This is a genomic window from Bacillus sp. AM 13(2015) (genome assembly GCF_001518755.1).
Taxonomy (GTDB): domain Bacteria; phylum Bacillota; class Bacilli; order Bacillales; family Bacillaceae; genus Bacillus; species Bacillus safensis.
In genome coordinates this window covers 22,822-37,591 of record NZ_LKCP01000059.1, presented here as the reverse complement: position 1 = coordinate 37,591, position 14,770 = coordinate 22,822, and the positions used below count along the sequence as shown (strand labels likewise).

At 41.4% G+C, this 14,770-nt stretch carries 16 protein-coding genes; 11 read left to right on the top strand and 5 right to left on the bottom strand.

What is annotated here, in order from left to right; translation table 11 throughout:
• Positions 1-133: 133 nt before the first annotated feature.
• Complete coding sequence (locus AOQ70_RS09520; RefSeq protein WP_012011136.1) at positions 134-340, top strand: hypothetical protein; 207 nt, start codon at positions 134-136, stop codon at positions 338-340.
• A gap of 46 nt (positions 341-386) precedes the next feature.
• On the opposite strand, the gene yumC is transcribed toward AOQ70_RS09520, so the two are convergent.
• Complete coding sequence (gene yumC / locus AOQ70_RS09515) at positions 387-1,385, bottom strand: ferredoxin--NADP reductase 2 (protein WP_039181175.1); 999 nt, start codon at positions 1,383-1,385, stop codon at positions 387-389.
• A gap of 391 nt (positions 1,386-1,776) precedes the next feature.
• Here yumC and AOQ70_RS09510 point away from each other — a divergent pair, with 391 nt between their 5' ends.
• The 4 genes from AOQ70_RS09510 to AOQ70_RS09500 all read left to right on the top strand — a co-directional run bounded on the left by AOQ70_RS09510 (position 1,777) and on the right by AOQ70_RS09500 (position 4,401).
• Positions 1,777-2,994 carry an NAD(P)/FAD-dependent oxidoreductase gene (locus AOQ70_RS09510; RefSeq protein ID WP_024423350.1) on the top strand — a complete coding sequence of 406 codons (1,218 nt, stop codon included), beginning with the start codon at positions 1,777-1,779 and terminating at the stop codon, positions 2,992-2,994.
• Positions 2,995-3,129: 135 nt separating this feature from the next.
• Positions 3,130-3,255, top strand: a complete 126-nt coding sequence (locus tag AOQ70_RS19730; protein WP_158333015.1) for a YuiA family protein — start codon at positions 3,130-3,132, stop codon at positions 3,253-3,255.
• An 81-nt stretch (positions 3,256-3,336) separates the two neighbouring features.
• Positions 3,337-3,657 (top strand): YuiB family protein, encoded by a 321-nt coding sequence (locus AOQ70_RS09505; protein WP_039181171.1) that lies wholly within the window; start codon positions 3,337-3,339, stop codon positions 3,655-3,657.
• Positions 3,658-3,756: 99 nt separating this feature from the next.
• Positions 3,757-4,401 (top strand): 3D domain-containing protein, encoded by a 645-nt coding sequence (locus tag AOQ70_RS09500; RefSeq protein WP_039181168.1) that lies wholly within the window; start codon positions 3,757-3,759, stop codon positions 4,399-4,401.
• A gap of 40 nt (positions 4,402-4,441) precedes the next feature.
• On the opposite strand, the gene AOQ70_RS09495 is transcribed toward AOQ70_RS09500, so the two are convergent.
• Positions 4,442-4,918, bottom strand: coding sequence for a divergent PAP2 family protein (locus AOQ70_RS09495; RefSeq protein ID WP_024423347.1), 477 nt, complete (start codon positions 4,916-4,918; stop codon positions 4,442-4,444).
• Positions 4,919-5,242: 324 nt separating this feature from the next.
• Between AOQ70_RS09495 and AOQ70_RS09490 the strand changes: the two genes are divergently transcribed.
• The 3 genes from AOQ70_RS09490 to AOQ70_RS09480 all read left to right on the top strand — a co-directional run bounded on the left by AOQ70_RS09490 (position 5,243) and on the right by AOQ70_RS09480 (position 9,138).
• On the top strand, positions 5,243-6,733 hold the full coding sequence (locus AOQ70_RS09490) for a leucyl aminopeptidase (RefSeq protein WP_039181166.1): 1,491 nt from the start codon (positions 5,243-5,245) through the stop codon (positions 6,731-6,733).
• Between the two features lie 140 nt (positions 6,734-6,873).
• Positions 6,874-8,202: a Na+/H+ antiporter family protein gene (locus tag AOQ70_RS09485; protein ID WP_059375941.1), complete on the top strand. Its 1,329-nt coding sequence runs from the start codon at positions 6,874-6,876 to the stop codon at positions 8,200-8,202.
• A gap of 159 nt (positions 8,203-8,361) precedes the next feature.
• On the top strand, positions 8,362-9,138 hold the full coding sequence (locus AOQ70_RS09480) for a sporulation protein (protein ID WP_059375939.1): 777 nt from the start codon (positions 8,362-8,364) through the stop codon (positions 9,136-9,138).
• Between the two features lie 39 nt (positions 9,139-9,177).
• On the opposite strand, the gene AOQ70_RS09475 is transcribed toward AOQ70_RS09480, so the two are convergent.
• The 3 genes from AOQ70_RS09475 to AOQ70_RS09465 form a co-directional block, all read right to left on the bottom strand.
• Entirely contained in the window at positions 9,178-9,774 is a 597-nt protein-coding gene (locus AOQ70_RS09475) for a biotin transporter BioY (protein ID WP_059375935.1), read from the bottom strand.
• A gap of 116 nt (positions 9,775-9,890) precedes the next feature.
• Positions 9,891-11,027 (bottom strand): alanine dehydrogenase, encoded by a 1,137-nt coding sequence (gene ald / locus AOQ70_RS09470; RefSeq protein ID WP_047203321.1) that lies wholly within the window; start codon positions 11,025-11,027, stop codon positions 9,891-9,893.
• 110 nt (positions 11,028-11,137) lie between these two features.
• Positions 11,138-12,367: a PucR family transcriptional regulator gene (locus AOQ70_RS09465; protein WP_039181162.1), complete on the bottom strand. Its 1,230-nt coding sequence runs from the start codon at positions 12,365-12,367 to the stop codon at positions 11,138-11,140.
• Positions 12,368-12,774: 407 nt separating this feature from the next.
• Here AOQ70_RS09465 and AOQ70_RS09460 point away from each other — a divergent pair, with 407 nt between their 5' ends.
• From AOQ70_RS09460 to essB, 3 genes are all read left to right on the top strand, one after another.
• Positions 12,775-13,068 carry a WXG100 family type VII secretion target gene (locus AOQ70_RS09460; protein WP_003213769.1) on the top strand — a complete coding sequence of 98 codons (294 nt, stop codon included), beginning with the start codon at positions 12,775-12,777 and terminating at the stop codon, positions 13,066-13,068.
• Between the two features lie 95 nt (positions 13,069-13,163).
• Positions 13,164-13,403 carry an EsaB/YukD family protein gene (locus AOQ70_RS09455; protein ID WP_003213579.1) on the top strand — a complete coding sequence of 80 codons (240 nt, stop codon included), beginning with the start codon at positions 13,164-13,166 and terminating at the stop codon, positions 13,401-13,403.
• Between the two features lie 14 nt (positions 13,404-13,417).
• Positions 13,418-14,731: a type VII secretion protein EssB gene (gene essB, locus AOQ70_RS09450; protein ID WP_024425959.1), complete on the top strand. Its 1,314-nt coding sequence runs from the start codon at positions 13,418-13,420 to the stop codon at positions 14,729-14,731.
• Positions 14,732-14,770 lie beyond the last annotated feature (39 nt).

The following is a 14,770-nucleotide window of genomic DNA, read 5'->3' as shown; positions in this document are numbered from 1 at the left end:
TGATCTTGTTTGTGTTTTTTTCGAAAATCGCTCAATTTTGTTACAGCTGGCCCGAACAACTGGCTATTTCCACTCGAAAAGAGTATCATGAAAACCAAACATAAACTGTAGTGAGAAAAGAGGTTGCTGAGGTTTGAGTGAACAAATCAATTGCAGGAACTGTCATGAACTGATTCCGTATCGTTCCAAAACGTGTCCAGCTTGCGGGATTGAGAAGCCGCTTCCGAAAAAGGAACGTGTGAAGGATCGGGTGATTTTGGTTGTGGCAGGGATTGTTGTGGTGCTGCTTGCTGCAATGGTACTTGGAATGGCAAATGCCTATATTGGGGTTTTTAAATAAACGAAAAAGGAGTTCCGCGAGTGGGAACTCCTTTTTTGATCCGTTCTTATTTGTTTTCAAATAAGCTTGTGGAATGGAGAGGCTGTACACGGGCTTTCGGGTCCATGTAGGCTTTCGCATTGTTGACAGCAGTTGGTGCTTCACCAAATCCGCTTGCAATCAATTTGACTTTTCCTTCATACGTGCAGATATCTCCTGCCGCATAGAAGCCTTCGATGTTTGTTTCCATTGTAGATTTCACTACGATGGAGTTCTTTTCGATTTCAAGGCCCCATTGTTTGATTGGTCCAAGGGAGGAAACGAAACCGAAGTTGACGATCACATCGTCCACATCAAGCACTTGTTTTTTGTCGCCTTTGACTTCTTCTAGCACGATCTGTTCAATGCGGTCTTCACCAATGAGCTCAGTTGGCACAAATGGAGTCAGCACATTGACTTTCGAGTTGTGCAGGTTTTCTACACTGTGCTCATGTGCGCGGAATTTATCGCGGCGGTGAATGATGGATACTTCTTTTGCGATTGGTTCAAGCATAAGTGCCCAATCCACCGCAGAGTCTCCGCCGCCAAGAACGGCCACGCGTCTGCCGGCAAATTGGTTCAGGTCATTAATGAAGTAGTGCAGATTGCTTCCTTCAAATGATTCTGCTGTATCCAATTCAAGCTTTCTCGGTTGAAATGCACCGTTACCAGCTGTGATGATGATCGTTTTAGAGTAATGAACCTCTTGATTTGTGACAAGTTTAAAGATCCCATCTGCTTGCTTTTCAACTGTTTCAACTGCCTGCTCTAAGCAAATGGTTTGATCAAATTTATCCATTTGTTCCTTTAAGTTATCAACTAATTCTTGTGCGCGGATTTTTGGGAAACCAGCCACATCATAAATATATTTTTCAGGGTAAAGAGCGGATAGTTGACCGCCGAGCTGAGGAAGGCTTTCAATGATTTTCACACTTGCCTGTCTCATGCCTCCGTAAAACGCAGTAAACAATCCAACTGGGCCGCCCCCGATAACGGTAATGTCATATACCTTAGAATCTTCTTGCATTCCTTTAATCCTCCCAAATGAAAATTGTTATCACTATATCATATCATACCACATATCGTCGTTTGACTTGTTTTGAAAAACTTGTCGTTTTTTGATGCTGAAGCTTTGAAAAGGAGGAAAAAGTGAGAAAGACCGTTTATCATAAGGATTTTCAGTTTAAAGCCTTGAAAATTGGAGCAGAACTCGCTATTATTGTTAAGGGAACTAAATATTAATTTTTTATGAATTTTTGTCGGATACGGTCAAATGCTTTCGTTTTATGTAGGTGAAAGTTCAGATTTTCACATACTTATTTTTTTGTTTAAATTTCATAAAATGCCGCAAAGCGGTTGAGAATAACGATATGTAATTCTTTATCCGTTTTACAGCAAATTTAAAAAAGGTGGATGTGATTCCAGTGAATAAACCGAAAATCGTTGTATTAGGTGCAGGTTATGGCGGATTAATGACTGTAACAAGATTAACAAAACAGCTTGGCACAAATGATGCGGATATTACTCTTGTGAACAAGCATAATTATCATTACGAAACAACATGGTTACATGAAGCAAGTGCAGGTACACTTCATCATGACCGCTGTCGTTATCAAATCAAAGATGTGATTAACAGTTCCCGTGTCAACTTTGTACAAGCAACAGTTGAAAGCATTGATAAGGAAGCGAAGAAAGTTGTGACATCAGATGGCGAACTTTCTTATGATTACCTTGTTGTTGCACTTGGTGCTGTTCCTGAAACATTTGGTATTGCAGGACTGAAAGAATACGCATTCTCAATCTCTAACATCAACTCTGCTCGTCAGCTTCGTGAGCACATCGAGCTTCAATTTGCTACGTATAATACGGATGCTGAAAAACGTCCAGAGCGTTTGACGATCGTTGTCGGAGGCGCTGGATTCACAGGTATTGAGTTCCTTGGTGAGCTTGGAAACCGTGTGCCTGAGCTTTGCAAAGAGTATGACATTGATCAAAAAGACGTGCGTATCATCTGTGTAGAAGCTGCGCCAACAGCTCTTCCTGGATTCGATCCAGAATTGATCGACTATGCGATGAACTACCTTCAAGGTAAAGGTGTTGAGTTCAAAATCGGTACAGCGATCAAAGAATGTACGCCTGAAGGTATCATTGTTGGAAAAGACGATGATACAGAAGAAATCAAAGCTGCAACTGTTGTTTGGGCTGCAGGTGTACGCGGTAACCCAATCGTTGAAGAAGCTGGTTTTGAAAACATGCGCGGCCGCGTAAAAGTTTCTCCAGATCTTCGTGTACCAGAAAATGATGATGTCTTCATCATTGGTGACTGTTCATTGATTATCAATGAAGAAATCAACCGTCCATACCCACCAACTGCACAAATCGCTATGCAGCAAGGTGAGACAGTAGCGAAAAACCTTGCAGCACTAGTAAAAGGCGGTTCTCTTGAAAGCTTTAAGCCAGACATCAAAGGAACAGTTGCTTCTCTTGGTGAACACGACGCTGTAGGTGTTGCGTTTGGTAAAAAACTTCAAGGAACAAAAGCTTCTGCAATGAAGAAAATCATCGACAACCGTTCATTATTCATGGTTGGCGGACCAGGACTTGTTCTGAAAAAAGGAAAATTCAAGTTCTTCTAAACCGATATAGACAAAAACGTGTATCCCTGTGGTACACGTTTTTTCATGTTTGACGGAATATTTTCTCACTTGGTACTGGACAGTAAAATATGTTATGATGAATTATCAGAAAATTTAGATTAAGGAGTGAGCAATATGAATGCACAAACAAAGGAAAAAACATCAGCCTGTCAATATTGTTCAGGAAAAGGGTATTTTCAGCTATTGCTCGGCGGATCTGAAACGTGTGAGGAATGTAAAGGGACAGGAAAGAAGCGTTAATCGTTCTGCTTTTTCCATTGATTGACTTCATCTCTATTTCCAAGTTAAACTAATGATGGGATATTTGGGGGTGGAGATGAAGTGATCAGTTTACCAGTCGTTATCATTTCAGTTATTTTATTTTTCGTGTTATTCTTTGGCATTGGCTTTTTGCTCAATATGCTGCTGAGAATGTCATGGATTATGGCTATTTTATATCCAATTGTATGCCTTTTCATTATTAACAATCAAAAGATGATCGCTTATGTAAGAGAGCCTGGCACTGCTTTTTCAGGAATAGGAGACCGGATCGTCTCACTCGCTGCGGCAGATATCATCATCTTATTAAGCGGCCTGATCGGTGCGATCGCATCAGGTTTTGTCATTAATGCACTTCGAAAAAGAGGGTATCAAATGTTTTAACTCACTTGTGGACACGCAAGTGGGTTTTTTTGTTTCTCCTTTGCATAGTTTCCATTTTGTTTGGAAACAAATAGATGGGTAGAGGAGTGACAAATAGAGATGAAAACATGGATGAAACGATTGTTCATGACAGCGCTATTCATGATTGCACTTTTGACAAGCTTTACGGGCATATCTGGAGTCGAACCAAGTGATTTAGCTGCGTGGGTGAAAGAGACCGATGCGGGCAAGCAAGTGTCTTCTTTTTTTCAGCAGCCAAAAAGGGAAACGATGGCACTCAAAAGTGAAGACATGCGATCTGTTTCTCTCGAAGAAGCGTTTAATTGGAACGATTATCCGAAGCAGAAGGTTGTGGCAACCGGCTATACAGCAGGTGTGGAATCAACAGGCAAAACGAAGGAACATCATGCATATGGCATTACATATTCAGGCGTCAAAGTGAAACGTGATTTATATTCAACAGTGGCAGCCGACCCATCCGTTTTTCCGATTGGAACGGTGCTGTTTATCCCAAACTATGGCTACGGTGTCGTTGCAGATACCGGGAAAGCGATTAAAGGTCATAAGCTTGATTTATACTATGAAACCGTTGATGATGTGTATAGAGAATGGGGTAAAAAAGTGCTCGATGTTTATATCATCAAAAAGGGCGAAGGAACGTTAACGGAAAAAGACTTAAATCAGCTCAATGAAGCAGAATCGATGCAAGTATTCCGTCAGCAGTTTCAAGCCAATAAAGAATAAAAAAGCTTTGGTCCATTTAAGGTCCAAAGCTTTTTCGCTTCTACATGAAGTAATAATCTAAGATGAGTGTCAGCAAGATCCCTGTTAAGCCGCCGAAGAAGACTTCAATCGGCTTATGACCAAGAAGCTCTTTTAATTTCTTTTGCTTTTCTTTTTCTTCCGCATTTGGGAAATTCTTTGCTTCGGAAACAAATCGGTTAAAATCTGTTACGAGCTTGTTGAGAACAGTCGCCTGTTCTCCTGCCTGTCTGCGAACGCCTGTCGCATCAAACATAGTAATAATTGCAAAGATGGCGGAAATGGCAAAGATAGATGTATCTAGCCCGTGCTCTAAAGCCACTGCTGTGGAGAGTGCTGTTACTGCTGCGGAGTGTGAACTTGGCATTCCGCCTGTGCTTGTAATGAGCGACCAATCTAGTCGTCTAGAAATAATAAATTGAATCGGTACTTTTACAAATTGTGCAAAAAAGATGGCTGCTAGGCTGGCAAGCAGCGGAAAATTCGTCAGTACGCTCATGAACAAGAAACATCCTCTCTTTAAGAAAAAATATCGTGCGAAATGATGAACTAAAAATCCTAGTATGATGAAAAAATGATAGCAGTAAAAAATGCTGCCAAGTCCATGTTCATTATAACATTAAAGAAACTAGATGTGGAACGAGGAGAACACGGACAGGCTGCTTAGGTTTTCGCTGCTTTTTCATGATGCCCTTCCACGTGTGAAAATATAAATGTTCATCAAGTAAAGACAGACTGGCAATGATCGTATAGGCACGCAAATTTTGATATAATAGAAGTTCCAATGTGAAAAATGGAGTTCATTAAGGAGCGTGTGATAAATATGTTTTTCTCGACAAATGAATTGCAGCATAAAGATACACTGGCGATCGGACTTTTTCAAAAGAGCCAATTATCAGGAAAAGCAAAAGAAATGGATGAATTACTTGAAGGAAGAATCACTGAATTATTAAAAGAAGGCGACATTTCATCCAAACGAAATCAGCTTTCGAAGTTTTTCCCCTCCCCTGAAACAGGCATCAAACGCATTTATTTTGTCGGGCTTGGGAAGGAATCAGATTACACGTTTGAAGAGGCTAAAGAAGTGTTTGCCCATTTATTTAAAAAGCTTCATCAAGATAAAAAGCAAGCGGTTTCTGTCTTGCTGGATACGTTTGTTGGAAAGGATCTGCCTGCTCAAGATGCAGCCCATGCCCTTTCTGAAAGCTGCCTTTTAGCTACATATGAATTGCAGGATTTTAAACATAAAACAAATGAACCGGATCGTTTCATCGAGTTTGTTTATGCAACGACGGAGCATGATCAAGCTGAAATTCAGGCGAGTCTGAAAGTCGGCGAAGTGTACGGACAGTCAGTCAATTCGGCCCGTACCCTTGTGAATATGCCGCCGAACATGCTCACATCCTCTGATCTCGCTTCGTATGCGGCAGAGCTTGCATATAAATATGAATTTGAGATTGAAATTTTAGATAAAGAACAAATGGAAGAGCTCGGAATGGGCGGTATTTTAGCCGTCAATAGAGGCTCAACAGAACCGCCAAAACTCATCGTGCTGAAATATCAAGGCAAGGAAGAATGGACAGACGTCATCGGTCTTGTCGGTAAAGGCATCACGTATGATACCGGCGGCTACTCTTTAAAGCCAAGAGCGAGTATGGTTGGCATGAAAACAGATATGGGCGGCTCAGCCTCTGTTTTAGGCGCAATGGAAATCATCGGGGAACTTCGCCCAGAGCAAAATGTCATTGCGGTCATCGCCTCAACGGATAATATGATTTCTGCAGACGCTATGAAGCCAGACGACGTCATTGTGTCACTAAGCGGGAAAACAATCGAAGTGCTCAATACAGATGCAGAAGGCCGTCTTGTTTTAGCAGATGGGGTGACATATGCGAAGCAGCACGGTGCCTCTGTCCTTGTAGATGTGGCCACATTAACAGGCGGTGTCATTGTGGCGCTTGGAAATGAGACAACAGGCGTAATGACCAATAACGATGAGCTGTATGCTCAGTTTAAAGAAGCATCAGAAGAATGCGGTGAAATGATCTGGCAGCTGCCAATCACGGAAAAAGATAAGAAACGAGTACGAAACAGCAAAATGGCTGATCTCAATAACTCACCAGGCCGTGATGGTCATGCGATCATGGCAGGTGCTTTCATTGGTGAATTCGCAGAGGATACGCCTTGGGTTCACTTAGATATTGCAGGAACTGCAACAACAGAAAAACCTTCATGCTTTGGGCCAACAGGGGCAACAGGTGTGATGGTAAGATCACTTGCTACATTTGTGGAACGATTTGAAGGAACAAAATAAGGGATAAGGCTCTGCCGGATGGCAGAGCTTTTTTATGTAGGACATACGCCATTTGACGAAGTTTTTTTTATATGGTAACATACGTTGGTACTTTAATTATCTACTACATTAGTAAACTAAAGGATTTCGGGGGTTTCACCATGAATGCAGTTGTTTTAGCGGTTGTTTTAATGTTGATATTAAGCTTACTGCGGGTCAATGTCGTGATTGCGCTGGCAATAGGCGCTTTAGCTGGCGGACTTGCAGGTGGATTAGGCTTGGGAGGAACAGTGAACGCCTTTACGGACGGACTCGGAGGAAATGCAACCGTGGCGATTAGTTATGCGTTATTAGGGGCATTTGCGGCGGCACTGACGAAAACAGGTCTGCCAGATGCTATGGTTGAAGGAGCAGTGAAGCTTCTAGGTAAAGAAGGCGATTCAAGACGGAAAACACTATCAAAAGTGCTCATCGTTCTTGTTATTTTGATCGTGTCCTGTTTTTCACAGAACGTCGTTCCTGTTCACATTGCCTTTATCCCAGTCCTCATTCCGCCGTTATTAAAGGTGTTTAACGAGCTTCAGATTGACCGCAGACTGCTAGCGTGTGTCATTACCTTCGGACTCACTGCACCATATATATTACTTCCAGTCGGTTTTGGACAGATTTTCCACGGAATGCTTCGTGACAATATGAAGGAAGCGGGTCTGACCGTAAACCTTGCAGATATTCCGTATGCGATGCTGATTCCTGTAGCAGGAATGGTTCTTGGCTTGATTGTTTCCATTTTTGTATATCGAAAGCCGAAGGTATATGAGAATCGTGAAATTACAGATGTAGAGAAATCGGCTTATACGAAAAAAAGCTTATTCTTTGCCGGTCTTGCTATTCTCGTTTCGTTGATTGTCCAGCTTTATCTATCGCAAAGCCTTGGTGTGGAAGGAATGATCTTCGGTGCACTCGCAGGACTGCTTGTCTTGTTTGTGACTGGAATGATGAAACGCGATGAAGCAGATGAACTCATTACATCTGGAATGAATATGATGGCATTTATCGGTTTTGTTATGCTTGTTGCCGCTGGGTTTGCCAACGTTTTAACAAAAACAGGAGACATTGAATCTCTTGTCAAGGCATCTTCCCAATTTATCGGCAACAGCCAGAGCCTTGCAGCGATTTTAATGCTGCTTGTCGGCCTGCTTGTGACAATGGGGATCGGATCATCATTTGCAACGATTCCGATTATTACAACCATCTTTGTTCCACTTTGCTTACACTTAGGATTTAGTCCAATGGCCACCATTGCCATTATTGGCTCTGCTGCGGCTGTTGGAGATGCAGGTTCACCTGCAAGTGACAGTACGCTTGGACCAACATCTGGATTGAATATGGATGGACAGCATCACCACATTTGGGGAACTTGTGTCCCGACTTTTATCTATTATAATATTCCGCTTGTTCTGTTCGGCTGGCTGGCGGCGATTATTCTGTAAAATGAAAAGCTTGTAGAGAAAACGATGATGTTTTTTCTATAAGCTTTTTTGTTGTTCGTAGATGAAAAAATAATAAGGACAAAAGTATGAATTAAATGAATCTTTCTTCCTCTATCTTACGTATATATGCTGATAAAAATGAAAAGGGGAAGATGGGATATGTCATTTTTTAAAAAGCTAGCGGCAAGTGCTGGGATTGGTGCAGCGAAAGTAGATACCATTTTGGAGAAAAACGCTTATTATCCAGGACAAGAAGTAAAGGGAACTGTCCATGTAAAGGGCGGGAAAATCTCTCAGGAAATCCGTCATATCAATGTTAAAATTGAAACACAGTATGTGATTGTAAAAGATGATGAAGAGCGTAGAAAATATGCCAACATCCATTCTGTCCGGGTGGCGGATTCTTTTACCATCCAGCCTGGAGAAAAGCATGAATTTCCGTTTTCATTTATTCTTCCTATTGATACCCCGATGACGATCGGAAAAGTAGAAATTGCAGTGGAGACAGACCTTGATATCCAAGGCGGAATCGATAAATCTGACTATGACCGCATTTTCGTTGAAGCACATCCTTGGGTGAGAAATGTACTGGAGGCCACTAGAAATCTTGGCTTCCACCTGAACGAAGCAGACTGTGAGCAAGCACCTTACTTTCAGCGGCGCCTGCCATTCGTCCAAGAATTCGAGTTCATTCCGACATCAGACTACTATCGCTATATGCTTGATGAGCTAGAGCTGATTTTTCTGATAGATGAAGGCGGCTTAGACATTGTTTTTGAAGTCGACCGCAGAGCAAGAGGCCTGAGAGGATGGCTCGAAGAGATGTATAATGAAGGAGAACAGCTTGCGCGCTACCGCTTCAGTCCATCAGATCTTGAAAATGTAGAAGTGCTTGAAGGAATGCTAGAACAAATCATAGATCAATACGCTGAGTAACGATGAAAAAAGAGCCTGAATGATGACAGGCTCTTTTTTCTATGATACAGCTTCTTGTTTTCGAAAGGATGTGGCTTTGGATACAGAGCGATAAATTTTAGGTGCCAGCATCGCAAGTAATATAGTCAATGCGTAGTCTTTTACCATAAACCAGATCATAAAGAACCATGTGGTTTGATAGGAAATCGGTGCATCGAGCCATACATTTAATGCGAGGTATGTATAGGTCGTTCCGATCACATACATCACGGTCGTACCAGCAATGGCTGCAAGCAAAAAGCGACCAAAGCCAGGGTTTTTTCTTTTTTCTAGAATGAATCCGGCAAGCCAGGCAGCAGGGATGTACGATAATACAAAGCCACCGCTTTTGCCTAAAATGACCCCAAAGCCCGCAGAGAACTGGGCGAATACAGGTGCACCAGCAATTCCAACCAAGGCATAGACAATCATAGCTAATGCCCCAAGCCGTCTGCCGAGTAAGAGACCGGCAAGCACACAAAAAAACGGCTGCATCGTAAGTGGAATTCCGCCGACTTGTAAAAACGGCACAATGGATGTGATATTGGCCCCGATAGCCATGAGTGCAGCAAACATTCCGACTAGCACAAAGTCAGCAGTTCGTGTCTTCTTTTGCATGATGTTTCCCCCTGTCTTATCTGTACAAATAGATTAAGGGGAAGAAGAAATTTTGTCAACTTGTTTTTATTTTAAGTTAACAATAAAACCCGCCCATCAAGAGGGCGGGTAGTTGATTAAGCTTCAGTCATAAAAGTGGCATCGATGGCTTTGCTGACAGGTACGTAATCATAGCCGAGATCACGAGCAACCGCTTCGTACGTGATATGTCCGTTCATGACATTGACACCTTCTGCGATGGCATTGTTTTCTCTAATGGCTTTTGCAACGCCTTTATTCGCAATTTGCAGTGCATATGGAACAGTGACATTCGTTAACGCAACAGTTGATGTCCGCGGAACCGCACCTGGCATGTTGGCGACAGCATAATGCAATATGCCGTGTTTTTCATAAGTAGGCTGGTCATGGGTTGTGATATGATCAATGGTTTCGACAATGCCGCCTTGATCAATCGCTACATCTACAATGACAGAACCAGGTTTCATTTGTTTCACCATTTCTTCTGTCACAAGTGTCGGTGCTTTGGCACCAGGAATCAGCACAGCACAAATGAGAAGATCTGCTTCACTGACTGAATCTGCAATGTTGACAGGGTTGGACATTAACGTTTTCATTTGATGGCCAAATTGGTCGTCCAGCTGACGCAGGCGTTCTGCATTTACATCAATCAGGGTGACATCTGCGCCAAGTCCGATTGCCATTTTCGCTGCGTTTGTTCCAACAACTCCGCCGCCAATAATGGTGACCTTTCCTCTTGATACCCCTGGTACACCTGCAAGTAAAATACCCTTTCCGCCTTTTGGCTTTTCTAAAAATTGTGCACCTATTTGAGCGGCCATTCTGCCTGCTACTTCAGACATAGGTGTGAGAAGAGGGAGTGATTTTCCGTCCGTTACGGTTTCATAAGCAATGGCTGTAACGCCTTTTTGTTTTAATGCTTCAGCCAAGGAGGGCTCTGCGGCTAGATGCAGGTACGTAAATAAGATGAGTCCTTCTCTGAAATAAGGATATTCCTCAGGTAATGGTTCTTTTACTTTCATGATCATATCAGAAGATGCCCATACATCTTTCGCCTGATCAAGAATCTCTGCACCAACAGATACATAATCGTCATCAGTGAATCCGCTTCCAAAACCAGCGTTTGTTTCAATCAAAATCTGATGTCCAGCTGAAAGCAATTGAGAAGCTGCTCCTGGTGTTAATGCCACTCGGTTTTCATTGTTCTTAATTTCTTTCGGAATGCCGATGATCATGTTTATTCCTCCTATGCTTATCTATTCATATTGTATGTCTAGTGTATCCTGAAAGTTTAGAAAATTCTTCGGTTGAAATAAAAAATAAAAAAACGCCTCTTTGTGAAATTTCACAAATGGACGTTTTTTAGCTTCATATCAAGGTATATGGTCATTTTCTCATTCATGTTTTTTAAATCAATTTCTGCGATGTCTGTAATCCGTTTTAATCGATAATTTAAGGTATTGATGTGGATATTTAATTGCTTTGCGGCAATATTGGCATTGCTGTCACAGTCAATAAACCGTTCAAGTGTTTCGACAAGGTTGGAATGATGCCTCAGGTCGTAATCCTCCAGCTTCGATAAAGAGTAACTGGAGTAAGAAGAGCCCTTTCGCTTCTCAGCAAGCACATCAAGATATTGATAAATGCCTAGTTCAGAAAAGCTGTTTAAACGTTCTGTTTCAACTGGAAAGCGTTCTTTCGTTTTTAATACAGCCAGTGCTTCTTTATAGGAAGGCTGAATTTGAGAGATGTTATCGTAAATTCCTCCAATTGCTGCCTGAACATGCTGAATATGATACCGGTCCGCAAGTTGCTGCAGCATGCCGCTTGTGAATTGTTTAATATCTTGAAGCGGATGTTCTGTTTTTGGTGAGACAAGAATAATGAATTCGTGAAAATCAACAGTCGTTAACAGTACCTGGACTTGCTGTGTTGTTTCAAGCAGATAGGACAGCTTTTTTTCTGTCTCCTCTGTGAGTTCGTCACGAAGACGGAAGATGATGATGGCATATGTGTCTGGACATCTGATGCCAAGTCTTAAAAATAGGTCAAGCATCTCATCCTTTTCATGAATATGACCCGTGAGCATCTTCCAGAAAAGCTCCTGATTGCGTTCCTCTGTTTTCGTTTTTCGAATTTGTAAATTGAGTAATTTGTTTTTCACGGCATGTGCTGCCATTTTGAGAAGGTCCATTTCTTCTTCTGAAAATGGCTGCGTAGATTCAATCGCCCAAATAAATCCGAGCACTTCTTTGTCCTTCCAGATGGAAATGGCGACCCTGCTAGATAAACCGACCTCTGCAATTTGAGGGACACGAAGCGGTTCGTCTGTTTTAAGGAGTGTAGGAATGATGCCGTCCTTCCAAAGCCGATTGATGACTTTTTCCGGTACCCGGCGGGAGATAATGGTTGAAGTTCTGGCGGGATCAGTAAAATCATTGTGTGTGCTATATGCCAATAATCGATGATGAGTATCTTCTATAGTAATAGGGCAATTGAGCACATCACTTATTTGGTCTGCCACATCCTCTAAACGATCAAGACTATACTTAAACGGATCTGTCTTTTTTGTCATAAAAAACCCCTGCTTTTTCGAATATTTCACGTACTTACATTATGAAGAGAATGAGGTACGTAAATCAACAAAAAACTGCCATAAACTTAAAAAAAACAAAAAGTGTGAGAAGCAAGCAAGTGGATGTTGAAGCACGATGAAAAAGAAATAGTACAATAATAACGTAGTAAAAAATCAATAGGCGGAAAGGTCCACCAAAGTCGGTGGATACTTATTAAGAATATATGACCAAAAAACTGTTAAATACTAGATAAAAAGCGAAAAACCAGTAATTCTATAGACTCATTTTGTAAAATAAAAACAGATTTGTTTGACTGTGTATCATTTCTGTTTTTATAATAATAACGTCAAAAAATAAGTGGATTAGCCCATTATATGGCGGCTATGCACGGGAGGTAATGAGGAATATGTCAGGAATTATTCGCGTAACCCCAGAAGAACTAAGAGCGACCGCTAAGCAATATGGTGTTGAAAGTCAAGAAGTGTTAAACCAAGTTGATCGTCTAAATAGAATGATCTCTGATTTAAAAGGAATGTGGGAAGGTGCTTCTAGTGAAGCATTTGCTGATCAATACGAACAGCTTAAGCCTTCATTTATCAAAATGTCTGATCTATTAACAGATGTCAGCAATCAGCTTGATCAAACGGCAAATACACTTGAAAGCACTGACCAAGACATCGCAAGCCAAATCCGCGGCTAATCAAGGGGATTTCCTTTCTAAGTGTGAAAAGCAGAAACAGCGCCGAGTCTGTCAATGGATGCCGGCGCTCTTTCTATTTTGTGAGGTGGAAATTTGTGTATATCGATATTACCATCGACTTAAAAAATTATGATGGCAGTGTGTTTGATTTGAGACTATCAAATTATTTACATATTAAACAAGTCATCCATATCGCCTGGCAGGCAAAACAAATCTCGCTTCCAAAGCGGGAAGGCGGATGGGTGCGAGTAGTCAATAAGAAAGCTGTGTTTTCAGGCGAATATAAGCTGTCAGACTGTGGAATTACCACAGGAGACAGGCTGGAAATACTATGAAAGGACTTTTGTAAATGGCAGATAAAAAGAGTTCCTATTTAGAAGAACAATTAGAAGCAGTCATGAAAAAAGAGGGAGGCACCTATACCTTTATTTTTCAAAAAGAGACAATTAAACTCTTAGACGGTTTAGAAGCGGCACCGATCAAAGACATCAACCCTTCATTTCAGAAAGAGATTCAATTAACTGAAGATGAGGTCATCATTTCTATTCAACCGCCTCCTGCCTATCAGGAATTTCGTTTCATCCATGCAAAGGATGAAAAAAGCAAATGGATTTTTTCATACCAGCTTGTCGATGCAGTTCTTAAACACGACGTGAAGCGGCTGCATCCTATTGTTTCTCCTGAAAACATTGTTTTTCATCAAGGCTTAGCTCCTGCATTTTTGCATTATGGAGTCAAAGAAAGCATCCCGCCATATGAAACTGATGAACATCGCCTGTTAAAAGAGGTCAAGGCCGTCGTTCTTCGAGTGGTTGACCATGAATATCAATTTCAAGAATATGTGGCTTACAATGAAACGTTGAAATTATCTGAGCTGGCAAAAGAAATTAGTGAAACGAAGTCGCTGGAAGAATTGTCAGCTTTGATTGAGCAAAAGATCAAAGCAATCGATACGAAAGAAAAAACGCTATTAACCATCCCTAAAAAGAAATGGAAGATTGAGCGATACATCGGACTAGGTCTGCTTGTCCTATTAATCCCTGCATTGGTGTACACCATTTACACCTTCTTTTTTGCCATGCCAAAACAAGAAGCATACGTCGAGGCAAACAAATATTATCTCAACAAGCAGTACAGTCAAGTGGTGGATACGTTAGAGAAATATCCAGCCAATAAAATGCCAGTCTCACTTCAATATGAACTGGCCATTTCGTATGTACAAACGAATCAAGGCAGCCTCTTACTTGATCAGCATAAAAAAGAAATCACAGAAACGTACACATTACAGACAGATCCGCAATACTTCCTATTCTGGATTCATATTGGACAAGGCAATAGCAAGGAAGCACTTGATATTGCACGGGTGCTTGGAGACGACAGGTACATATTCACGGCACTCGTCGCCTACCGCAATGAAATTCAAAACGATGACAGCCTTTCTGCTGAAGAAAAACAAAAACAACTAGATCCAATCATTAAAGAAATGGCGAAATATGAAGAAAAAGAAACAACCGAGACAAGCACAAGTGACTCCTCGGGCGCAAGCCAAACAGATGAAACAGCTGAACAAAAAGAGCAGTCAAAAGCCGATCAAGAGAAAAAAGAGAAAGAATCTGAAGCGAAAAAGAAAACCTCTCAGACAAAAAAAGATGAGAAAAAATAATTCTTTCGATACAACTGACAGTTGGTGCTGTCCGATGAG

Coding starts and splice junctions, on each gene's coding strand:
- yumC (WP_039181175.1), bottom strand. CDS start 1,385: ATGCAAGAAGATTCTAAGGTATATGACATTACCGTTATCGGGGGCGGC.
- AOQ70_RS19730 (WP_158333015.1), top strand. CDS start 3,130: ATGAATGCACAAACAAAGGAAAAAACATCAGCCTGTCAATATTGTTCA.
- AOQ70_RS09500 (WP_039181168.1), top strand. CDS start 3,757: ATGAAAACATGGATGAAACGATTGTTCATGACAGCGCTATTCATGATT.
- AOQ70_RS09495 (WP_024423347.1), bottom strand. CDS start 4,918: ATGAGCGTACTGACGAATTTTCCGCTGCTTGCCAGCCTAGCAGCCATC.
- AOQ70_RS09490 (WP_039181166.1), top strand. CDS start 5,243: ATGTTTTTCTCGACAAATGAATTGCAGCATAAAGATACACTGGCGATC.
- AOQ70_RS09485 (WP_059375941.1), top strand. CDS start 6,874: ATGAATGCAGTTGTTTTAGCGGTTGTTTTAATGTTGATATTAAGCTTA.
- AOQ70_RS09480 (WP_059375939.1), top strand. CDS start 8,362: ATGTCATTTTTTAAAAAGCTAGCGGCAAGTGCTGGGATTGGTGCAGCG.
- AOQ70_RS09475 (WP_059375935.1), bottom strand. CDS start 9,774: ATGCAAAAGAAGACACGAACTGCTGACTTTGTGCTAGTCGGAATGTTT.
- ald (WP_047203321.1), bottom strand. CDS start 11,027: ATGATCATCGGCATTCCGAAAGAAATTAAGAACAATGAAAACCGAGTG.
- AOQ70_RS09465 (WP_039181162.1), bottom strand. CDS start 12,367: ATGACAAAAAAGACAGATCCGTTTAAGTATAGTCTTGATCGTTTAGAG.
- AOQ70_RS09460 (WP_003213769.1), top strand. CDS start 12,775: ATGTCAGGAATTATTCGCGTAACCCCAGAAGAACTAAGAGCGACCGCT.
- essB (WP_024425959.1), top strand. CDS start 13,418: ATGGCAGATAAAAAGAGTTCCTATTTAGAAGAACAATTAGAAGCAGTC.